Genomic DNA, 19,624 nt, shown 5'->3' with positions numbered 1-19,624 from the left:
CTTGTTTTTGACACCCCGCGGGCCTAACTTCCGGCAAAGTTCAGGCCGGTCCGCCGGCCATTTCTGGAGGGTTGCAGGATGGGTTCGCTGAGCATTTGGCACTGGATCGTCGTGATCGCAGTGGTCCTGCTGCTGTTCGGACGCGGCAAGATTTCGGACCTGATGGGTGACGTCGCCCAAGGCATCAAGGCCTTCAAGAAGGGCATGCAGGACGACGACAAGGTCGCGGACAAGCCGGAGTCCACCAAGGCGATCGATCACAATGCGGCGCCGTCGGCCGCACGCCAGGATGTCGGCAGCAAGGCCGTCTAACGCGCTTGTACTGACGCATATTTCGACGTTTTTCCTTGCGCGAAACGGTGACGCCGTCGCACAGACGCGCTATGGACGCCGATTGAGAAAAGGCGCCGCCAGCCCCAGATCCTGTCAGGACCGATGGGGCCGATGGCGGCGCGCTTAGGCGGAAGAATTCATGTTCGACATCGGGTGGAGTGAACTGGTCGTCATCGCGGTCGTCGCGCTGATCGCCATCGGCCCGAAAGAGCTACCGGGCGTGCTGCGCATGGTCGGGCAATGGATGGGCAAGGCCCGCAAGATGGCCTCCGAATTCCAGGGCCAGTTCCAGGAAGCCATGCGCGAGGCCGAGATGGCCGACCTCAAGAAGAGTTTTGACGAGGTCAGGGAAGCCGCAACCGGCATCACCAGCGGCAATATCATGACCTCGCTGCACAAGGACGTCAGCGACGCCCTGCAGATCGACAAGCCGGTCGATGCGCAGGTTGCGTCTGCAACCGATGTGCCGGTGACCTCAAGCGACGCACCGGTGACGTCAAGCGCACCGGCGACCCCAACAACACCCGCACCACCGACACCGGAAACCTTCGTCGAGGCCGAGAGGCACGCCGCCGCCGGCGAGCCGCTCGCGATCACCAGCGAGGCGAAGCCCGAGCCGGCGCCCGCGCAGGACGTGACGCCGGCGCAGCCTGACGTGCTCAAGGACGCGAGGGCGTCATGAGCGCCGAAGACATCGAGGCCAGCAAGGCCCCCTTGATGGATCATCTGATCGAGCTGCGCTCGCGGCTGATCAAGGCACTGCTCGGCTTCGGCGTGGCCTTCATCATCTGCTTCTTCTTCGCCAAGCAGATCTTCAACGTCCTGGTCTGGCCCTTCATCTGGGTGGCGGGGCCGGAGAATTCCAAATTCATCTATACCGCGCTGCTCGAATATTTTCTGACGCAGCTCAAGCTCGCGTTGTTCGGCGCCGGCTTCATCTCGTTTCCGATCGTCGCGACGCAGATCTACAAGTTCGTGGCGCCCGGTCTCTACAAGCACGAGCGCAACGCGTTCCTGCCTTATCTGATCGCGACGCCGGTGTTCTTCGTGCTCGGTGCGATGATGGTCTATTTCGTGGTCTTCCCGATGCTGACCCGCTTTTCGCTCGGCATGCAGCAGGCAGCGGGCTCGGAGACGGCGCAAATCCAGTTGCTGCCCAAGGTCGGCGAGTATCTCTCGCTGATGATGTCGCTGATCTTCGCCTTCGGCATCGCATTCCAGCTGCCGGTGATCCTGACGCTGCTCGGCCGCATCGGCATCGTCACCTCGAAGATGCTGAAGGAGAAGCGGCGCTACTTCATCGTGATCGCCTTCATCATCGCCGCCGTGCTGACGCCGCCCGATGTGCTGAGCCAGGCCTCGCTCGCGATCCCGCTGCTCCTGCTCTATGAGGGGGCGATCATCTCGGTCGGGATCGTGGAGAAGAAGGCCGCGCCCTCGTCCGCGCCGTCGGCGACCAATCCGGCCGAGTAGGGTGATTTCGTCACAGATCCGGAGGTCATAGCCCGCGAAGGCAGGATATCCGGTACGCCGGGGCTTCCCGGCAATACACTGACGTCTCTGGAATACTGGATCGCCCGCCTTCGCGGGCGATGACACTTGTGCTAGTTGAGGCACGCCGCAAAACGTTGACATGCAACGTTATCTTGAAGAGCGACGTTAGGACTCCCCGCCATGCACGACATCAGAGCGATCCGCGACAACCCGACAGCCTTCGACGCCGGCCTGAAACGCCGCGGACTTCGGCCGCTGTCGCCGTCGCTGCTGGCGATCGACGAGAAGCGGCGCGCGGCGATCCTGGCTTCGGAGCAGGCCCAGGCGCGGCGCAATGCGGCCTCCAAGGAGATCGGCGACGCCAAGAAGGCAAAGGACGAGGCGCGTGCGGCCAAGCTGATGGCCGAGGTCGCCGAGTTGAAGACCACGATGCCGCAGCTCGAGACTGCGGCGAAGTCTTTTGACGACGAGCTGACGAAAGAGCTGTCGTCAATTCCGAACTTGCCTCTCGACGAGGTGCCCGACGGCACCGACGAGCACGGCAACGTCCAGCACCATGTGTTCGGCATGAAGCGCGACTACGGCTTTGCGCCGAAGCTGCACGACGATCTCGGCACCGCGCTCGGCTATATGGATTTCGAGGCGGCGGCGAAATTGTCCGGCGCGCGCTTCGTCGTGCTGAAGAAGGGCCTGGCGCGGCTCGAGCGAGCGATCGGGCAGTTCATGCTCGATCTGCACACCGGCGAGCACGGCTACACCGAGATCAATCCGCCGCTGCTGGTGCGCGACGCCGTGATGTTCGGCACCGGCCAGTTGCCGAAATTCGAGGACGATCAGTTCTGGGCGTTCAAGGGCGAATTGCTCGCGGCGCCGAATGCCGATCTGCGCAGCGAGCGCCTCGGCTTGATTCCGACTGCCGAAGTCTCGCTGACCAACCTCGCGCGCGAATCCATCCTCGACGAAAAAGAGCTGCCGATGCGGCTCACCGCGCTGACGCCGTGCTTCCGCGCCGAAGCCGGTGCGGCAGGACGCGATACCCGCGGCATGATCCGGCAGCACCAGTTCACGAAGGTCGAATTGGTGTCGATCACGACGCCGGAAGCCAGCAAGGATGAGCTCGAACGCATGCTGTCCTGCGCCGAGCAGGTGCTACAGAAGCTCGATTTGCATTATCGCGTGATGACGCTATGCGCCGGCGACATGGGCTTCTCCGCGCAGAAGACCTACGACATCGAGGTATGGATGCCGGGGCAGGGCGATGGCGGCGCCTATCGCGAGATTTCGAGCTGCTCGGTATGCGGTGATTTTCAGGCACGTCGCATGGACGCGCGCTATCGCGGCCCCGACGGCAAGCCGCGTTTCGTGCATACGCTGAACGGTTCCGGCACGGCGGTCGGGCGCGCGTTGATCGCCGTCATGGAGACCTATCAGCAGCAGGACGGCTCGATCGCGGTGCCCGATGTGCTGCAGCCCTATATGGGCGGGCTCAAGGTCATCGAGCACGGCATGTAAGGCGAGGGCCAGTGTGATGCCGCTCCACCGTGACATCCACTGGCTTGGTCGACAATGGGCCGTCACGGGCCACGGTCTGCAGCTGATCAATCAGAAGCAGATGGGCTATTACGACATCGAGGCCGTGCGCTTGTGGGAGGCGCGCGTGACCGAGGTGCAAACGAAAGCCTGGATCGACAGGCCGGACTTCGACAAGGCGCTGGAGATCGCGCGCGGCAAGTTCACTCATCTGGCGCCGGCCGATCTGCCCGCGCCTGCAGCCGTCGCGCCGGCTCCGGTCCGGGCCACACCGCCGGCCGCGCCGCGTGCTCCGCGCGACGCGGAATCGGTACCCTCGATCGAGGAGCTGCTGGCGAGGCTGAAATCGAAATCGGCTACGGCGCCGCTCAGTACAAGCCCGACCGAGACGCCAGTGCCAGCGCCGCCCAAATCCGAACCGCGCAGTCCTGAGCCGCAGACTTCTGAGCTTCGGAATTCCGAGGCGCCGAAGGTTGAGCCCGCCAAGTCGGCGTCTCGCGGGGGAGAGCGGTTCTTGGCCGGCAAGGTCGAGCCCTCCGTGCCCCCCAAATCGGAGCTTCCGAAGGCTCCCAAGCCCGAACTTCTCCAAACTGCTGCAGTCGCTCCCGAGCCGCCGCGGCCTGGATCTCGAGTGGTTGAACCACCCAGGGCTGAACCGGCGAAGCCGCCGCTTGCCAAGCCTGATCTTGTCAAACGCGAGGCTCCCAACTCTGAGCCCCAAAAGCCTGAACCGCTCAGGCCCGAAGCTCACGAGCCCGAACCTCGCAGGCCTGAAGCTCTCAAGGTCGAAGTGCGCAACGTCGCGCCGGCCAAGAAGCTGGAGGCGCCTATGCCGACGCCTGTTGTCGTGGTCAATCGGCGGCCAGCCCGACCGGCCTGGCCGGTGTTCGACCGCAAGATCGCCGGCAGCGGCAGATTCGTGCAGCCATGGCGCGTCACGTCGGCGCGATGGCACGGGCCGGGTTTGCCTCCGCGGCCCTAGCCGGTTAAGACGGCAATCAGCTCAAGGAACCGCAATTCAAGAAACCCGCGTCGAATCGGAACAAGAGGCACTTTGACGGATGCGAATTCTCTGCACCAATGATGACGGCATCCACGCCCCCGGCCTGCAGGTCGTCGAGCAGATCGCACGCGCATTGTCCGACGACGTCTGGATCGTCGCCCCCGAACTCGACCAGTCCGGCGTCTCGCATTCACTGTCGCTCAACGATCCGCTGCGTCTGCGCGAAGTCAGCCCGCGTCACTTCGCGGTGCGCGGCACGCCGACCGATTGCGTCATCATGGGCGCGCGCCACATTCTCGGAGACAAGCTGCCGGATCTCGTGCTGAGCGGCGTCAACAAGGGCCGCAACGTCGCCGAGGACGTGGTCTATTCCGGCACCATCGCCGGCGCGCTGGAAGGCACCATCCTGGGCTTTCCATCGTTTGCGCTGTCGCAGGAGTTCTCGATCGAGACGCGCAACGCGCCGCTGTGGGACACCGCGCTGAAATTCGGACCCGACATCATCCGCAAAGTGATCGGCGCAGGCGTTCCCCGCAACACCGTCATCAATGTCAACTTTCCGTCCTGCATGCCCGACGACGTCAAGGGCATCCGGATCACGCGGCAGGGCAAGCGCAATCAGGGTTTTCTGAAGATCGATCGTCGTCATGACGGACGCGGCAATCCGTATTTCTGGATCGGCTTCGAGCGCGCGGCGATGATGGATACGCCGGCCGAAGGCACCGATCTCGCCGCGCTTGCCGCGCGCTACGTGTCGGTGACGCCGCTGCGGCTCGACCGCACCGATGAAGCGTTTTCGGAATCGCTGACCGCGACGTTGAAGTGATGTTCGCGTAGCCCGAATGAGCGCAGCGATATCCGGGGTGGGTCTGAGTTTTGAATCCCGGATGTCGCTGCGCTCATCCGGGCTACCGATCGTTGCGCTCGGTTAAACCGGCGCGCTCCGCATCGCGCTGGAGATCACTTGGGCCAACGTTTCCAGCTGGAAGGGCTTTTGCAGCGCCGGACGATCGCGATACTCCGGGGGCAGGCCGGACGAGCCATAGCCGGTCGCGAAGATGAAGGGCCGGTTCCGGGCGTTGATCAGCTCGGCGACCGGGGTGATCACCTTGCCATTGACGTTGACGTCGAGGATCGCGAGGTCGAATTCGGTCGATTGCGCGAGCTTGACCGCTTCGCCGATCTCGCCGGCCTCAGCCGCGACGCTATGGCCGAGCTCTTCCAGCATATCGGCGACCATCATCCGGATCATGACCTCGTCCTCCACGAGGAAAACTGAACAGCCCGCCGGCCGTATCGCTGTCATGATGGAATCCTTGCCCGTCCCTGAAATAGGCTCGCAAATAACACTACAAGGCGCAATGCAAACGTTTGGGAATTAGTCGCTTTCCAGCGCGCGACGCTGCGTCGCCGGATCATCCTGACTGACTTGTTGCACAGGATTCGTCCAGACTCTGACGGGGGTGCAAACCGCACAACCAGAGCTCCGCGTGCCTGGGCGTTAACCGCGCATCGCTGGCAATTATATGGGAAGCTGCCGTGCTGGCGCCAACCCGAAATCGGGCTGCCGGTTCCTGGCCGGGAACAAATGGTGAGGGGAAATTTTTCCTTAACGCGGTATTTCGGATTTCAATGGCATCAAGCTTGCGGAAGATTCCGCGCTGCTGCCCAGAGACGCTGATGAACATGGCCGTGAAGCCCGATCCGACCGAGAAGATGATGTTTCAGCTCACGCTGCGGCGGCGAGGGGTGAGCGACCAGGCGGTGCTGCGCACCATGGAGGAGGTGCCGCGCGAGGTGTTCGTCGATCCGCGCGATCGTAACGAGGCCTATCGCGACAGCGCGCTTGGGATCGCCTGCGGGCAGACCATCAGCCAGCCCTTCGTCGTGGCCTACATGACCGAGCAGCTGCAGTTGCAGAAGGACCACCGCGTGCTCGAGATCGGCACCGGCTCAGGCTATCAGGCCGCCGTGCTGTCCCGGCTGTGCAAGCAGGTTCTGACCATCGAGCGCTACCGGACGCTGGCTGACGGCGCCCGCAAGCGCCTCGAGAAGCTGGGCTATTACAACATCGAGGTGCTGCTCGGCGACGGCTTCGACGTCCCGGCGGGGGCCGGCGATTTCGACCGTATCATCGTTACCGCGGCGATGGAGCGGATCCCGGAGAAGTTGCTGGAGAGGCTCGATCCCGGCGGCATCCTGATCGCCCCGGTCGGGCCGCATCAGGGGACCCAGACCCTGGTCCGCGTGGTGCGCACGGAGAACGGCTTCGACCGCAAGGAATTGGTCGACGTCCGCTTTGTGCCGGCGCTGCCGGGAATCGCGCGCGAATTGTAAATTCGGCGATTTGCTGCTTGGCACCAACGCCTTATTCGCAGGGTTAAGCGGTTATTTACTCGCGACGTGTTTACTCAAAACAGTCTTTTGTTGCGTACGAGTGAGTAACCATGTCTGGGGTTGTTGAGTTGCTTCGCTCGCGTCGCGTACCGCAGGTTGCGGTGCTGACGCTGATGTCCATGGCTTTTGCCGGTTGCAGCGCCGACATGTCGTCGCGCTTCTCGCAAAATTCCTACTCGCAAAATCCGTTTGCGTTCGATCCGCAGCCGACCGGTACCGTGCAGGCACAGCCGCCGCGCGAACTGCCGCAATACGCGCGGCCGCGAACGCAACCGCAATATTCACAGTACCAGTCACAGCCGTTGCCGCCGCCGGTTGCAGCGCCGCAGTCCTACCCGGTCGCCAATGCCGGCGTCTCCGGAGGAGGGCGCGGGCTCTCGTCCTACACGCCGCCGCCTGCGCAGCCGCAGATCGAGGCCACCGGCACCGTTCCGCGGTCGGTCGCTGCCGCGCATGCCGGACATAGCGGCACTACCATCATCGTCGGCACCAGCGATACGCTCGAAGTGCTGGCGCGCCGCTACAACGTCTCGACCGCCGAGATCCTGCGCGCCAACGGCTACAAGGGACCACGCGCGTTGTCGCCCGGTCAACAGCTGGTCATTCCGCGCCCGATGGCCGCCGCAGCTGCACCGGCGATGGCCGCGCCTGCGACACGGCCTGTTGCCGTGGCAGCCGCGCCCTCCGGCGTACATTATGTCAATCGCGGCGACACGCTGCACAGCATCGCGCGCCAGCACCATATTCCCGTGGCGGAGCTTGCCCGCGCCAACAACCTCGATCAGTCGGCCCGGCTCAGCCTCGGCATGAAGCTGGTGGTGCCCGGCGCCAAGACCGCGATGGCGACGCCTGCGCCAGTCGCGCAAGGCGTTGCTGCCGCACCGGTTGCCGTTGCCCCGGCGCCGGCCATGGCGGCTCCGAAGGTCGTCGCCACGGCGCTGCCGCAGCAGAGCGCGCGGCTGGTTCAGCCGACCGCAACCGTCGAACAGCCGGTCGCCACCGCAGAAGCGCCGGTTGCCACCAAGTCCAGCGAAGCCACCGGCGCATTGCCGACGTTCCGCTGGCCGGTGCGCGGTAAGGTCATCACCGCCTACGGCTCGAAGACCAACGGCAAGGTCAATGACGGCATCAACGTCGCGGTGCCCGAAGGCACGCCGGTCAAGGCGGCCGAAGACGGCGTCGTCGCCTATTCGGGCAATGAGCTGAAGGGCTACGGCAATCTCGTGCTGGTTCGCCATTCCAACGGCTATGTCACCGCTTACGCGCACACCAGCGAAATCCTGGTGAAGCGCGGCGACACCATCAAGCGCGGCCAGGTCATCGCCAAGTCGGGCCAGTCGGGTGAGGCCGGCTCGCCGCAGCTCCACTTCGAAATTCGCAAGGGATCGTCTCCGGTCGATCCGCTCCAGTTCCTCAACGGCGCGTAAGTTGCGCGCCGGGACTTCCAAGTCTCACAACAAAGACAACGGGGGAGGCGCAAGCCTCCCCCGTTTTGTTTTGCGCTCGAGCTTCGGTCCTGATTGCAACAGAACCGAAGCTCTACCTTTTATTTTGGCGCGTTTTCTTCGCGCGAACTGGTGCCCATTTCGTTCGAAAGCGCTTAGAAGTCGAACGTCATGCCAGTTGTGACCGCCGAGGCCTTGTTGCCGGCGACCACGTTGTTGTTGGCATCGCGTCCGCATATGCCATAACCATGACCGCTGACACCGAGGCAGTAATGCGCGCCCGGACCGTTGCGCAGATAACTGCCGACGAGGTACCAGGTCGCGAACGGGCTGAAGTGGTACTTGACGCCGGCCGCATATTGATCGGCGCTGCTGTCGACCGAGTTGAGCGCAAAATCGGCTGACCCTGGTGCTGGAGTGACGGTGTAGTTGTTGAAGACGCCGGTGCCGGGCGAGCCGGGCGAGGCGTTGGCGTGAGCCCATGACGCGCTGACGTCCCAGGCGCCGACGCTTTGGGTGGCGCTCAGGAAGTAGCCGTCGCGCGACCGCTCGTTGAAGTCGGCCACGGTGTTCTCGCGCCGCATCACCTCGTAGATGCCGTAGAGCTGCAGCTTGCCGATGCCGTCGTCGAGGCGATATCCGGCGCCGACCTTCGCGGCCCATTCGTTGGCGATGCCGACGGCTCCCGGCGGAACGATCAGCACGCCGCCATTGCTCAAGGGCGTGACGGCTTCGTCGCCGGTACGGTTGGTGCCCTCATGCATCTCGTAGGCGGCGACCGCTGTGAACGGCCCCTGATTGTAGGTCAGCGAGGCGCTGTACAGGTTGCCATACGAACCGTCGGTGCAACCTTCCGGCGCCGACGTCAGCGGGAAGCCGCTGCCGCTGCCGCGCGAGGACGTGGCGGGGCAGTTGAAATCGCCGAGTGCGAAATCGCTGTTGTCCTTTGCCGTGTTCTGTCCGGGCGAGATCATCAGCGTGGTCTGGAAGCCGTTCCAGATCGGCGACTCGTACCAGAGCGCATGGGCCGCGCGCCAATCGAACTCGGCGCGCAGATCGCCGCCGGTGTTGCCCATGATCGAGTTGTAGTCGCCGAGCGTCGCCGAGAACGGATCGAACTTCGCCGTCGACTTCTTGTAGGGTGTGTCGGCCTTGCCGGCCTTGATGGCGCCCCATGGCGTCTCCATCCCGATGAAGCTGTCACGCGTGCCGAATGCGGCGCGCTCGGTCGGCACCGCTGCGACTTCCACCAGGGATTCGAATTGGGCCACTGCCGCCCACCCGGCAAAACCGTAGGGTTCGAGATTGTGACGCGCGCGAACGCCGAAATAAGTGAGGTTGCTCGCGATGCCGAACTTGGTGCCCTGATCGAACACGCCGGCGTTGAAGACGTCGCCGGACAAGTCCACGTGGCCGTAGAGGGTGACGGTGGTGTTGTCGACGAAGGCGTTGCCACCCGGCGCCTTGCTGTAGAGCGGCGCGCCTCCGATGCTGACGACGGTGTGCTCCGGGGCCGGTGCCGGGGAGGGCGCGACGCCGGCATGCTGCACCGGGTTTCCCTTTGGCGTTGAGGCTGCCGCAGGGGGCGCGGCGCTGCGGCTTGAGATGTGATTCACCCGATCCCGGAGCTGTGCATTCTCCTTCGCGAGCTTCGCGTTGTTTCGTTCGAGCGCATCCAGACGCGCCATCACGTCGTCGAGCGTTGCTGCCTGCACCGGCTGTTGCGTGAGCGCCAGGCCGATCGCCGCGAGTGCGGTTCCGGCGAGAAGTCCCTTCTTCATCTAACCCCCCCTTTGTCGGATCAGCTCAGCGGTGTGCTGAGGGTCACAAAGTGGAGGAACGGTAATGTATACCACACACCAGATACATGGATGCGGGCCAGATAGGGGAGATAAACCCGCGATGTGACTTAAATGGTACTATGATACTATTGCACTGCATCAATTTGTCGCATCTGCGTTTTTGGAATAAAATTTGACTTACGTATATGCCGTTGAATTCTTGATTAGAAATTCAACCTCAAAAGTCAGGCAGCAATGTTGACATAAAATATTGCAGCGCAAAAACAGAGGCTGTTTTGGAATAATGGATGCCAATTGCGGCCTCGTTCGAGGCGAGCTCACACCTGGCGCGAGGTCTAGATCGGCTGCCAGGGGTCTTGCGTATCTGCGAGACGCTCGACCATGTCGCTCAGGAATTGCGGCGGTCCAAACGCGTGCCAATCCCCATCCGATTGCAGCAGCAGGGGCCGCCGCGCGTCGCGGCTGAAGGCTTCCAGCCATGCGCGCGCCTTGGCTTTCGGATGAGCGCCGATGGCAACCGCGACGTCGACCGGAATGGTGCGCCAGATAAAGCTTGCCGGAAGAAAGATGACATCGGATTTGTCAGGACGCATCCAGTCGGGCAGCGGGCTTGTCGGCGTAAGCCAGCCGCAGACGAAATTCCGGCACGGATCGACCGGACGCTCCTCATAGATCGTGCATTGGCCCGCGCTGCTGAACGGGCACGGCTGTCCCGGATGGACGTCGTGGCCACGTATCCGGATCTTCAGCCAGCCATCGCAGCACGCGGTGCACTCGCCACATCGTCTCGCAGTCGTGCTGGGTTCGGCCGGCATGCGTCGAGTGTACCCATGCCGCACCGAATCCAGAAGGCCCGCGGCTTGCCGGAGGTGCGGGGCGTGCTAAGCCCCGCTCAACCGCACGCCGAGCCGGCCGGCGAGTTCCTGCGTGTACTGCCATGCGACGCGGCCCGAGCGTGAGCCGCGGGTGGTCGACCATTCGAGCGCCTCGCGCTCAAGCTCGTCCTCGGCGATCTTAATGCCGTAATGGTCGCAATAGCCCTTCACCATTGCAAGGTACTCATCCTGGCTGCAGCGGTGGAAGCCGAGCCAGAGACCGAAGCGATCCGACAGCGATACTTTCTCTTCGACCGCTTCGCCCGGATTGATCGCGGTCGAGCGCTCGTTCTCGATCATCTCGCGCGCCAGCAAATGTCGCCGGTTCGAGGTCGCATAGAGGATGACGTTCTCGGGGCGTCCCTCGATACCGCCTTCAAGCACCGCCTTGAGCGATTTGTACGAGGCGTCGTTGCCGTCGAAGGAGAGGTCGTCGCAGAACACGATGAAGCGGAAGGAGGAGCTGCGCAGAAGCTCCATCAGGCCGGGCAGGCTCTCGATGTCCTCGCGGTGGATCTCGATCAGCTTGAGCCGGTCGGCCGGCTTGCGATCGACATTGAGGCTGGCATGCGTCGCCTTGACCAGCGACGACTTGCCCATGCCGCGGGCGCCCCACAGCAGCGCATTGTTGGCCGGCAGTCCGTTGGCGAAGCGCTCGGTATTCTCCATCAGGATATCACGCATCCGGTCGACGCCCTTGAGCAGGCCGATCTCGACGCGGCTGACGCGTGGCACCGGGGCGAGGCGCCCGTCCGGATGCCAGACAAAGGCGTCGGCGGCACCGAACGACTCGGCCGGATCGGAGGCCGGGGAGGCGGCCGCGAGGCGGCTCGCAATGGTTTCCAGGGCGTTCGCAATCCGCTCGGCAGTGGCGCCATCGAGCGGCATCACCGGGCGTTTTGTCGCGGCGTTTGCGGCACGCTTGGCGGCGGCTTGAGGGGCGGATTTGCGGGCTGTTTTGCTGGTGGTTTTCTTGACTTTTTTCGGCATTTGTCCAGTTCCTGACGGCGCAGCCTTATCGGGCTGGCGGCGGTCCGGCAAGCGCCCTAAATGAAGGTCCGTTAACGTTGCAATTGGGACCGCGGCCGCTATAGTCCGCGCGAATTTGTCCGGACCGCCATACCGCCCCGACCCCGAGGGCGCTGCCGGTCCTTTCCCGTCTTATCCGAGGATCGTCTGAATGCTGATTACTCCTGCGTTTGCTCAGGCTGGAGCTGGCACTGATACCAACAGCATGTTGATGTCGCTGCTGCCATTCGCGCTGATCTTCGTCATCATGTACTTCCTGATTCTGCGCCCGCAGCAGCGGAAGGTGCGCGATCATGCGGATCTCGTGAAGAACATCCGCCGCGGCGACACCGTGGTGACCTCGGGCGGCCTCGTCGGCAAGGTGACCAAGGTGGTCGACGACGACCAGATCGAGTTCGAGATTTCTGACGGCGTTCGCGTGCGCCAGATGCGCCAGATGATTTCGGGCGTGCGGACCAAGGGTGAGCCGGCGAAGGGCGATGCCAAGGACGAGGCGTCCGCGAGCTGATCGCCGCGGAGCCCTTGCCGAATCTGACAGGTCAATTCGATGTTGTATTTCACGCGGTGGCGAGCGCTGGGGATTATCCTGACAGCGCTGGTGGTCTGCCTGTGCGCCGTGCCCAATTTCTTCCCCGAAGCGCAGGTCAAGACTTGGCCGGCCTGGGCGCAGCGGCGCCTCGTTCTCGGCCTCGATTTGCAGGGCGGCTCGTATCTGCTGCTCGAGGTCGACGCCAACTACGTGAAGAAGGAAAAGCTCGAACAGGTTCGCGACGACACAAGAAAGGCGCTGCGTGACGCTCGGATCCTCTTCAACGGGGGCGTGCAGATCCGCAACGACGGCGTCGAGGTCCGGATCACGAAGGAGGCCGATGTTCCGGCGGCGATGACCAAGCTTCGCGAGGTCGCGCAGCCGATCGGCGGCTTGCTCGGCTCCAGCGGCCAGCGCGATGTCGACGTGACCGACGCCGGGGGCGGCTTGATCCGCCTGACCGTGTCGCAGCCCGCAATGATCGAGCGGATGCGCAAGACCATCGAGCAGTCGATCCAGATCGTCGAGCGCCGCGTCAACGAGCTCGGCACCGTCGAGCCCCTGATCCAGCGTCAGGGCACCGACCGCATCCTGGTGCAGGTGCCGGGCCTGCAGGACCCGACCCATCTGAAGGAGTTGCTGGGCAAGACCGCGAAGATGGAATTCCGCATGGTCGACACCACGGCGTCGCCCGATCAGGCCACGGTGCCGGCGGATTCGGAGCGGCTCGTGAGCGCGTCGCCGCCACCGGTTCCGTACATCGTGAAGAAGCAGGTGCTGGTTTCCGGCAGCGAACTCTCCGATGCCCAGCCCGGCTTCGACCAGCGTACCGGCGAGGCGATCGTCAGCTTCAAGTTCAATACGTCGGGCGCGCGCAAATTCGCGCAGGCGACCGCCGACAATGTCGGCCAGCCGTTTGCGATCGTGCTCGACAACAAGGTGATCTCGGCACCCGTGATTCGCGAACCGATCACCGGCGGACAGGGCCAGATCTCCGGCAGCTTCACCGTGCAGTCGGCCAACGATCTGGCGATCCTGATGCGCGCCGGCGCGCTGCCGGCGCCGCTGACGGTGGTTGAGGAGCGCACCGTCGGTCCCGGCCTCGGCCAGGACTCGATCGAAAAGGGCGAACTGGCAGCCTATGTCGGCTCGATCCTGGTCATCGTGTTCATGCTGATCACCTACCGGCTGTTCGGGGTGTTCGCCAATATCGCCGTGGCCATCAACGTCGCCATGATCTTCGGGCTGCTGTCGCTGCTCAACGCCACGCTGACCTTGCCGGGCATCGCCGGCATCGTGCTGACGGTGGGTATCGCGGTCGACTCCAACGTGCTGATCTATGAGCGCATCCGCGAGGAATTGCGCGGCGGCCGCAACGCGATCTCGGCGATCGACGCCGGCTTCAAGCGGGCACTGGCGACCATCCTCGACTCCAACATCACCACCTTCATCGCTGCCGCCGTGCTGTTCTACATTGGCACCGGACCGGTGCGCGGCTTTGCCGTGACGCTCGGCATCGGCATCATCACCACGGTGTTCACCGCCTTTACCCTGACGCGCCTGATCGTCGCGGCATGGGTGCGGTGGAAGCGGCCGCAAACCGTGCCGATCTGAGAGGCCTATTGTGACTCATACCGTTCTCATTGGCCTTGGCATCCTGATTGCCGTGCTGACCGTGGTCGCGGCGCTCGGGCTGATGCCGTCGCTGCGCATCGTGCCCGACGACACGCATTTCGACTTCACGCGCTTTCGCCGCATCAGCTTCCCGATCTCGGCGCTGCTCTCGATCCTTGCGATCACGCTGTTCTTCACCCACGGCCTGAATTTCGGCATCGACTTCAAGGGTGGTACACTGCTCGAGGTGCGGGCCAAGTCCGGCACCGCCGATATTGCCGCAATGCGCACGACCCTGAACGGGCTCGGCCTCGGCGAGGTGCAGTTGCAGCAGTTCGGAGGTGCGGCTGAAGTTTTGATCCGCGTCGCGGAGCAGCCCGGCGGCGACCAGGCCCAGCAAGACGCGGTGACGAAGGTTCGCGGCGCGCTCGGCGATTCCGTCGACTACCGCCGGGTCGAAGTGGTGGGACCGCGCGTCTCCGGCGAATTGCTCGCCTACGGCATGCTCGGCCTGATGCTCGCGATCGTCGGCATCCTGATCTATCTCTGGTTCCGGTTCGAGTGGCAGTTCGCGCTCGGTGCCATGATCGCCAACGTCCACGACATCGTGCTGACGATCGGCTTCATGTCGATCACCCAGGTCGATTTCGATCTCACCAGCATCGCGGCGCTGCTGACGATTCTCGGCTATTCGCTCAACGATACCGTCGTCATCTACGACCGTATCCGCGAGATGCTGCGGCGCTACAAGAAGATGCCGATGCCGCAGCTGCTCAACGAATCGATCAACTCGACGCTGTCGCGCTCGATCATCACCCACGTCACCGTGACCCTGGCGCTGCTCGCGCTGCTGCTGTTCGGCGGCCAGGCGATCCATAGCTTCACCGCCGTGATGATGTTCGGCGTGGTGCTGGTCGGCACCTACACCTCGATCTTCATCGCGGCTCCGATCCTGATCTATCTCGGCGTCGGCACCACGCGGCGCGACGCCGCCGACGATCAATCAGAGAAGAAGCCGAACGCTGCGGCCAAGAAGTAGCGGGTCATGAGCAATTCCTCGGACGCTCCCCATCTTCCGAGGTCGGCGCCGATCGAGGCCTACGGCAAGGGCGGCTTCGCGTTTGCCGACATGTCGCACCGCGGCTCGCTGCTGTGCCTGCCGGACTCGATGTGGGCCTGGGCGGTGACCAGGCCGCAGGAGATCGACGAATATTCGCTGCAAAAGGTATTCGCGGCCGCCAATGCGATCGATACGCTGATCGTCGGCACCGGCACCGAGGTCTGGGTGCCGCCAAGGGGCCTGCGCGAGGCCCTGCGCGCGGTGCGGGTGGTGCTCGACCCGATGCAGACGGGCCCTGCGATCCGTACCTACAACATCATGCTGGGCGAGCGGCGTCGCGTCGCGGCGGCGCTGATCGCGGTGCCATGAGCGCGACGGGGGCGCCGACCGACGGCGCGGCGTTCTGCGCCGATCTGGTGCGGACCCATGACTTCGCGCGTTACGCGTCGACCTTGTTCCTGCCGGGTCCGGAGCGCCGGGCGCTGCTCGCGATCTACGCCTTCAACATCGAGGTCTCGCGCGTGCACGAGCAGGTCAGCCAGCCGCTGCCTGGCGAGATGCGGCTGCAATGGTGGACCGACATGCTGGCCGGCGCCGGGCACGGCGGTGTCGAGGGCAATCCGGTCGCGGCCGAGCTGCTCTATGCGATCCGCAACTACCGCCTGCCGGTCTCGCCGTTCTCGCTCCTGGTCGAGGAGCATCAGTTCGATCTCTACAACGACCCGATGCCGTCGCTGGCTGCACTCGAGGGCTACCTCGACGCCACGGTGTCAGCGCTGTTCGCGCAGGCCACGCGCGTGGTGGCGCGGCCGTCGGAGGCGATCGATCACCTGGCTCGACATGCCGGCCTCGCCCAGGGCATGGCGCTGGTCATCGCCGCGCTGGGCCGCGACGCCTCGCGGCAGCAGCTCTTTCTGCCACTGGAGCTGCTGCAGCGGCACGGCAGCAGCAAGGAGGAGGTGTTTGCCGGCAAGCCGACGCCGAACATCCGTGCTGCGATCGATCAGCTGGCGGAGGAGGCGCAGGCTCATCTCAAGACCGCATTCGGGCTGCTTGCGGACGTGCCGTCCGGCGTGAGGCCGATCTTCCTGCCGCTCGCTTACGTCAGGCGCGAACTGAACCGGGTGAGGCGGGCCGACTACGATCCGTTCCTGCCGAAGCCGGCGTCGCGCCTGCGCACGCTCTGGACGTTGTGGCGCGCCGCGCGCACCGAAGAGTTCGGTCGCTAGGTCTATTCTTTCGACAAGATATGCTTGGTGAAGATCCGGATCGTCGCGCCTTTGACCACCGGGCTGCTGTCATAGACGTCGGATGCGATTTGCTCGACGGCGTCGCGGAGCGCAACGAATTGCGCCTGCCGCGCCATGCTCGCCGTTCCACGTGTGCCGGCCAGCTCGTCCATTGCGGCGTCGCTGATCTGGCATTCAATTTCCTGATCGCCGTTCATCATGGTGAATCCGAACGCAAGGCGTTCGGAATCATATCCCCCGATACGGCCACGGGTGAGTGGCATTAGACTTGTCCCTTGAGCGCGCCAGCCCTCACAAGATTGGCGTGTCGAGCTGCGTTTGTCGAGAGTGCGCGCGCTTCAGCGCGCCGGCCGATCCATCTCGGCAACTTCGAAATTGAAGCGGTCGCGCAGATTCTTGCGTTGCTCAAGGATGTCCTTGAGGAACTCGCGATCGGCGTCGCTGCGCATCATCGGCTCGATCAGGTCGATCTGGTTCATGGCGACGAGCTGCAGGATTTCGGTGCGCGGCTTGCCGGTAGCATCGCGCGGCAATGCATGCACGATCTGGATGTGTTCCGGCGGCTTGACGCCCTTGGCGCCGGCAAGCTCGCTCCGCAGCGTCTTCTCCAGCGCGGACTGATCGGCCTCGACGAAGGCGTAGAGCCCGACGCCGACGCGCCGGTCGGCAAAGGCGACGATCGCGGTGTCGCGCACGTCGGGATTCCTGCGGATCAAATCGACCAGCACCGGCGCGTCGTTGACCAGCCGCCGGCCGCCGCCCTCGCGGTCGGTGAAATTGAAGATGCCGCGGGTGATCGCCTGATAGACCTTCTTGCCGGTCTTGAGCCAGACGCTGGCGACCGCGGACTTCTTCGCGAGCACCTTGCGCTCCTTCGGCGTCAACGCCTCCGGCGCGTAGCTGCGCTTGTGCTTCAACAGATGCCGCAGATCCTCATAGGCCGCGATGCGGAACAGCCGGCTTCGGGTCTTGAAGCAGGCGGCAAGCTGAAAGTCGGTGAGGTAGGCGCGACCGTCGCGACCGACCAGCCAGTTCTGCTCCTTGGCGAGGTCGTTGTGGCAGATACCGGCGCGATGCATCTTGCGCAGCGCGGCCTTGGCGGAACGGAAATAGGCGACGTCGCCATGCGGCTTCGCCAGATGCAGCGCCGCGCCGTCGATGAAGCCGCGCACCAGCGCGCGCCTGCCTGCCCACAACAGCTTGGGGCCGACGTCGAGATCGCGCGCCAGGGTGAGCGCGCGGCGTTCGCGCGAGAACAGATGCAGTGCCACGGCGAACGACCAGAACGGCACCTGATCGAGCCGGCGCAGCACGCCCTCGACCTCGCCGCCATCGATCCGGAAACGGCCGCGCTCGACCGTCGAGAACACGTCGCGCTTGAGCAGCACGCCCTGGCTCCATCGCGCCGACAGGGTGGCGTCGTCGTCTTTCGGCAAGCTCATGACGGTCAGGCCGCTGCCGCAACGCGCAGGTGCTCTGCGATCCAGTGGTCGAGGTCGGCGAGTGCCCGCGCGCTGATCGCCTGCTTCTTCGCAACCGTCTTCTCGTTACCGCGCAGCCGCGAGCCGTCCGGCTTCTTGGTCGGAGCGCTGGCCAGCGGCGGGAACAGACCGAAATTGACGTTCATCGGCTGGAACGAACGCGAACCGCCGTCGATCGTCTCGATATGGCCACCGGTGATATGGCCGAGCAGCGCGCCGAGCGCGGTGGTGGCGGGTGGCGGCGTCAGCGCCGTGCCACGCATGTCGGCGGCAGCGCAGAGGCCGGCAATCAGGCCGACGCTGGCCGACTCGACATAACCCTCGCAGCCCGTCATCTGGCCGGCGAAACGCAGCCGCGGCTGTGCGCGCAGGCGCAACTGGCTGTCCAGCAGCTTCGGTGAATTCAGGAAGGTATTGCGATGCAGGCCGCCGAGGCGGGCGAACTCCGCGTGCTCCAAGCCGGGGATGGTGCGGAACACGCGCTGCTGCGCCCCATGCTTCAGCTTGGTCTGGAAACCGACGATGTTGTAGAGCGTGCCCAGCTTGTTGTCCTGCCGCAGCTGGACGATCGCATAGGCCTTGACCGTCGGATTGTGCGGATTGGTCAATCCCACCGGCTTCATCGGCCCGTGGCGCAATGTCTCGGGACCGCGCTCGGCCATCACCTCGACCGGCAGGCAGCCGTCGAAATAGGGCGTGTTGGTCTCCCAATCCTTGAAGTCGACCTTCTCGCCGTCGAGCAGCGCCGCGACGAAGGCATCATATTGCTCCTTGGTCATCGGGCAGTTGATGTAATCGGCGCCGGTGCCGCCGGGACCGATCTTGTCGTAGCGCGACTGAAACCACGCCACCGACATGTCGATGGAATCCTTGTGCACGATCGGTGCGATTGCATCGAAGAAGGCCAGCGCGTTCTCGTCGGTAAGCTGCCTGATGGCGTCGGCGAGCGGTGCCGAGGTGAGGGGACCGGTGGCGACGATCACGTTGCTCCAGTCGGCCGGCGGCAGGCCGGCGACCTCCTCGCGGCTGATCTCGATCAGCGGATGTTCGTTCAGCGCTTTGGTGACGGCAGCGGAAAAGCCATCGCGGTCGACCGCCAGCGCGCCGCCGGCAGGCACCTGGTTGGCATCGGCCGAGCGCATGATCAGGGAGCCCAGCCGCCGCATCTCGGCGTGCAGCAGCCCGACCGCGTTGTTGGCGGCATCGTCGGAGCGGAAGGAATTCGAGCAGACCAGTTCGGCGCAGCCTTCGGTCCGATGCGCCTCGGTCATCCGGTGCGGGCGCATTTCATGCAGGACGGCACGGACGCCGGAATTGGCAACCTGCCAGGCGGCTTCCGAGCCGGCGAGCCCCGCGCCCACGATGTGCACGGGTTGGGAAGAGGATTGATGCGGTGTCATCGCGCAGCGTTAGCGCGTTTCGAGGCCATATGCATCTGAAACTGCAGCAGAGCGTTTTCAAGCGAAGCGGGTGCCGGTTCGCATGGAGAAAACGCGTCAAACCCAGCGATCAGAACCCATCCCGTTCCGACGGCATCGGAACGGGATGGGCTCTGAAAACGAGAACGCCCGCTGTGGAAGCGGGCGTTATCCGTTCATTAGATGGCTTGCGGCCGATTAGCCGTTGTAGGTACCGGCGGCAACGCGCGGAATGTCCGAGCGGTCGAGGCCGATATCGGCCAGTTCGCGATCGCTGAGCTGGGACAGTTCGCTGACATTGCGCTGATAATCCCGGAAAGCCTGGATCATGCGGATGAGCGAGAGCAACATGGTAGTCTCCTAG

The 19,624-nt window shown here is 64.2% G+C and carries 21 protein-coding genes; 13 read left to right on the top strand and 8 right to left on the bottom strand.

The window, feature by feature from the left end:
- The first annotated feature begins 78 nt into the window (after window positions 1-78).
- From CO675_RS12460 to surE, 6 genes are all read left to right on the top strand, one after another.
- A complete protein-coding gene (locus CO675_RS12460) occupies window positions 79-312 on the top strand; it encodes a twin-arginine translocase TatA/TatE family subunit (protein WP_050400528.1) in 234 nt (77 codons plus the stop codon).
- Window positions 313-472: 160 nt separating this feature from the next.
- On the top strand, window positions 473-1,015 hold the full coding sequence (tatB, locus tag CO675_RS12455) for a Sec-independent protein translocase protein TatB (RefSeq protein WP_097672189.1): 543 nt from the start codon (window positions 473-475) through the stop codon (window positions 1,013-1,015).
- The gene (gene tatC / locus CO675_RS12450; protein WP_097672188.1) at window positions 1,012-1,806 is read left to right on the top strand and encodes a twin-arginine translocase subunit TatC; all 795 of its coding nucleotides are present in this window, start codon (window positions 1,012-1,014) and stop codon (window positions 1,804-1,806) included. Before tatB ends, tatC begins: the two co-directional genes overlap by 4 nt.
- Window positions 1,807-2,007: 201 nt before the next feature.
- Window positions 2,008-3,339 carry a serine--tRNA ligase gene (gene serS, locus CO675_RS12445; RefSeq protein ID WP_097672187.1) on the top strand — a complete coding sequence of 444 codons (1,332 nt, stop codon included), beginning with the start codon at window positions 2,008-2,010 and terminating at the stop codon, window positions 3,337-3,339.
- A gap of 16 nt (window positions 3,340-3,355) precedes the next feature.
- Window positions 3,356-4,339, top strand: a complete 984-nt coding sequence (locus CO675_RS12440; RefSeq protein WP_097672186.1) for a hypothetical protein — start codon at window positions 3,356-3,358, stop codon at window positions 4,337-4,339.
- A 79-nt stretch (window positions 4,340-4,418) separates the two neighbouring features.
- Window positions 4,419-5,186, top strand: a complete 768-nt coding sequence (gene surE / locus CO675_RS12435; RefSeq protein ID WP_097672185.1) for a 5'/3'-nucleotidase SurE — start codon at window positions 4,419-4,421, stop codon at window positions 5,184-5,186.
- Between the two features lie 102 nt (window positions 5,187-5,288).
- Here surE and CO675_RS12430 read toward each other — a convergent pair whose 3' ends face one another.
- The gene (locus CO675_RS12430; RefSeq protein ID WP_095734447.1) at window positions 5,289-5,666 is read right to left on the bottom strand and encodes a response regulator; all 378 of its coding nucleotides are present in this window, start codon (window positions 5,664-5,666) and stop codon (window positions 5,289-5,291) included.
- Between the two features lie 374 nt (window positions 5,667-6,040).
- On the opposite strand from CO675_RS12430, the gene CO675_RS12425 reads away from it, so the two are divergent.
- Together CO675_RS12425 and CO675_RS12420 are read left to right on the top strand one after the other, a co-directional pair.
- Complete coding sequence (locus CO675_RS12425; RefSeq protein WP_198964574.1) at window positions 6,041-6,697, top strand: protein-L-isoaspartate(D-aspartate) O-methyltransferase; 657 nt, start codon at window positions 6,041-6,043, stop codon at window positions 6,695-6,697.
- Between the two features lie 110 nt (window positions 6,698-6,807).
- Window positions 6,808-8,184 (top strand): LysM peptidoglycan-binding domain-containing M23 family metallopeptidase, encoded by a 1,377-nt coding sequence (locus CO675_RS12420; RefSeq protein ID WP_097672184.1) that lies wholly within the window; start codon window positions 6,808-6,810, stop codon window positions 8,182-8,184.
- 173 nt (window positions 8,185-8,357) lie between these two features.
- Here CO675_RS12420 and CO675_RS12415 read toward each other — a convergent pair whose 3' ends face one another.
- The 3 genes from CO675_RS12415 to CO675_RS12405 all read right to left on the bottom strand — a co-directional run bounded on the left by CO675_RS12415 (window position 8,358) and on the right by CO675_RS12405 (window position 11,869).
- A complete protein-coding gene (locus tag CO675_RS12415) occupies window positions 8,358-9,983 on the bottom strand; it encodes a porin (RefSeq protein WP_097672183.1) in 1,626 nt (541 codons plus the stop codon).
- Between the two features lie 356 nt (window positions 9,984-10,339).
- Complete coding sequence (locus tag CO675_RS12410; RefSeq protein ID WP_097672182.1) at window positions 10,340-10,819, bottom strand: CxxCxxCC domain-containing protein; 480 nt, start codon at window positions 10,817-10,819, stop codon at window positions 10,340-10,342.
- A 66-nt stretch (window positions 10,820-10,885) separates the two neighbouring features.
- Complete coding sequence (locus tag CO675_RS12405; RefSeq protein ID WP_097672181.1) at window positions 10,886-11,869, bottom strand: ATP-binding protein; 984 nt, start codon at window positions 11,867-11,869, stop codon at window positions 10,886-10,888.
- A gap of 190 nt (window positions 11,870-12,059) precedes the next feature.
- Here CO675_RS12405 and yajC point away from each other — a divergent pair, with 190 nt between their 5' ends.
- Genes yajC through CO675_RS12380 form a run of 5 tightly spaced genes read left to right on the top strand, consistent with a single transcriptional unit; the run spans window position 12,060 to window position 16,340 of the window.
- The gene (yajC, locus tag CO675_RS12400) at window positions 12,060-12,416 is read left to right on the top strand and encodes a preprotein translocase subunit YajC (RefSeq protein ID WP_050400518.1); all 357 of its coding nucleotides are present in this window, start codon (window positions 12,060-12,062) and stop codon (window positions 12,414-12,416) included.
- A 39-nt stretch (window positions 12,417-12,455) separates the two neighbouring features.
- Complete coding sequence (gene secD / locus CO675_RS12395; RefSeq protein ID WP_097672180.1) at window positions 12,456-14,051, top strand: protein translocase subunit SecD; 1,596 nt, start codon at window positions 12,456-12,458, stop codon at window positions 14,049-14,051.
- A gap of 10 nt (window positions 14,052-14,061) precedes the next feature.
- Window positions 14,062-15,090: a protein translocase subunit SecF gene (gene secF, locus CO675_RS12390; protein WP_097672179.1), complete on the top strand. Its 1,029-nt coding sequence runs from the start codon at window positions 14,062-14,064 to the stop codon at window positions 15,088-15,090.
- A 6-nt stretch (window positions 15,091-15,096) separates the two neighbouring features.
- Entirely contained in the window at window positions 15,097-15,480 is a 384-nt protein-coding gene (locus CO675_RS12385) for an Mth938-like domain-containing protein (protein WP_097672178.1), read from the top strand.
- Complete coding sequence (locus CO675_RS12380) at window positions 15,477-16,340, top strand: phytoene/squalene synthase family protein (protein WP_097672177.1); 864 nt, start codon at window positions 15,477-15,479, stop codon at window positions 16,338-16,340. The genes CO675_RS12385 and CO675_RS12380 overlap by 4 nt, the downstream gene beginning before the upstream one ends.
- Window positions 16,341-16,342: 2 nt before the next feature.
- Here CO675_RS12380 and CO675_RS12375 read toward each other — a convergent pair whose 3' ends face one another.
- The 4 genes from CO675_RS12375 to CO675_RS12360 form a co-directional block, all read right to left on the bottom strand.
- Entirely contained in the window at window positions 16,343-16,624 is a 282-nt protein-coding gene (locus CO675_RS12375; protein ID WP_097672176.1) for a DUF1488 family protein, read from the bottom strand.
- A 75-nt stretch (window positions 16,625-16,699) separates the two neighbouring features.
- The gene (locus tag CO675_RS12370; RefSeq protein WP_097672175.1) at window positions 16,700-17,803 is read right to left on the bottom strand and encodes a serine/threonine protein kinase; all 1,104 of its coding nucleotides are present in this window, start codon (window positions 17,801-17,803) and stop codon (window positions 16,700-16,702) included.
- Between the two features lie 5 nt (window positions 17,804-17,808).
- Window positions 17,809-19,242 (bottom strand): methylenetetrahydrofolate--tRNA-(uracil(54)-C(5))-methyltransferase (FADH(2)-oxidizing) TrmFO, encoded by a 1,434-nt coding sequence (gene trmFO, locus CO675_RS12365; protein ID WP_097672174.1) that lies wholly within the window; start codon window positions 19,240-19,242, stop codon window positions 17,809-17,811.
- A 216-nt stretch (window positions 19,243-19,458) separates the two neighbouring features.
- Window positions 19,459-19,611 (bottom strand): DUF1127 domain-containing protein, encoded by a 153-nt coding sequence (locus tag CO675_RS12360; protein WP_016846063.1) that lies wholly within the window; start codon window positions 19,609-19,611, stop codon window positions 19,459-19,461.
- Between the last annotated feature and the right edge of the window lie 13 nt (window positions 19,612-19,624).

The sequence above is a fragment of the Bradyrhizobium sp. C9 genome (assembly GCF_002532045.1).
Classification (GTDB): Bacteria; Pseudomonadota; Alphaproteobacteria; order Rhizobiales; family Xanthobacteraceae; genus Bradyrhizobium.
The sequence above is the reverse complement of the archived record's forward strand: the minus strand, read 5'-3'. Positions and strand labels throughout refer to the sequence as shown.

Excerpts from the sequence above, each read along its gene's own strand:
- CO675_RS12460 (WP_050400528.1), top strand. The coding sequence starts at position 79 with ATGGGTTCGCTGAGCATTTGGCACTGGATCGTCGTGATCGCAGTGGTC.
- tatB (WP_097672189.1), top strand. The coding sequence starts at position 473 with ATGTTCGACATCGGGTGGAGTGAACTGGTCGTCATCGCGGTCGTCGCG.
- tatC (WP_097672188.1), top strand. The coding sequence starts at position 1,012 with ATGAGCGCCGAAGACATCGAGGCCAGCAAGGCCCCCTTGATGGATCAT.
- serS (WP_097672187.1), top strand. The coding sequence starts at position 2,008 with ATGCACGACATCAGAGCGATCCGCGACAACCCGACAGCCTTCGACGCC.
- CO675_RS12440 (WP_097672186.1), top strand. The coding sequence starts at position 3,356 with ATGCCGCTCCACCGTGACATCCACTGGCTTGGTCGACAATGGGCCGTC.
- surE (WP_097672185.1), top strand. The coding sequence starts at position 4,419 with ATGCGAATTCTCTGCACCAATGATGACGGCATCCACGCCCCCGGCCTG.
- CO675_RS12430 (WP_095734447.1), bottom strand. The coding sequence starts at position 5,666 with ATGACAGCGATACGGCCGGCGGGCTGTTCAGTTTTCCTCGTGGAGGAC.
- CO675_RS12425 (WP_198964574.1), top strand. The coding sequence starts at position 6,041 with ATGAACATGGCCGTGAAGCCCGATCCGACCGAGAAGATGATGTTTCAG.
- CO675_RS12420 (WP_097672184.1), top strand. The coding sequence starts at position 6,808 with ATGTCTGGGGTTGTTGAGTTGCTTCGCTCGCGTCGCGTACCGCAGGTT.
- CO675_RS12415 (WP_097672183.1), bottom strand. The coding sequence starts at position 9,983 with ATGAAGAAGGGACTTCTCGCCGGAACCGCACTCGCGGCGATCGGCCTG.
- CO675_RS12410 (WP_097672182.1), bottom strand. The coding sequence starts at position 10,819 with ATGCCGGCCGAACCCAGCACGACTGCGAGACGATGTGGCGAGTGCACC.
- CO675_RS12405 (WP_097672181.1), bottom strand. The coding sequence starts at position 11,869 with ATGCCGAAAAAAGTCAAGAAAACCACCAGCAAAACAGCCCGCAAATCC.
- yajC (WP_050400518.1), top strand. The coding sequence starts at position 12,060 with ATGCTGATTACTCCTGCGTTTGCTCAGGCTGGAGCTGGCACTGATACC.
- secD (WP_097672180.1), top strand. The coding sequence starts at position 12,456 with ATGTTGTATTTCACGCGGTGGCGAGCGCTGGGGATTATCCTGACAGCG.
- CO675_RS12385 (WP_097672178.1), top strand. The coding sequence starts at position 15,097 with ATGAGCAATTCCTCGGACGCTCCCCATCTTCCGAGGTCGGCGCCGATC.
- CO675_RS12380 (WP_097672177.1), top strand. The coding sequence starts at position 15,477 with ATGAGCGCGACGGGGGCGCCGACCGACGGCGCGGCGTTCTGCGCCGAT.
- CO675_RS12375 (WP_097672176.1), bottom strand. The coding sequence starts at position 16,624 with ATGCCACTCACCCGTGGCCGTATCGGGGGATATGATTCCGAACGCCTT.
- CO675_RS12370 (WP_097672175.1), bottom strand. The coding sequence starts at position 17,803 with ATGAGCTTGCCGAAAGACGACGACGCCACCCTGTCGGCGCGATGGAGC.
- trmFO (WP_097672174.1), bottom strand. The coding sequence starts at position 19,242 with ATGACACCGCATCAATCCTCTTCCCAACCCGTGCACATCGTGGGCGCG.
- CO675_RS12360 (WP_016846063.1), bottom strand. The coding sequence starts at position 19,611 with ATGTTGCTCTCGCTCATCCGCATGATCCAGGCTTTCCGGGATTATCAG.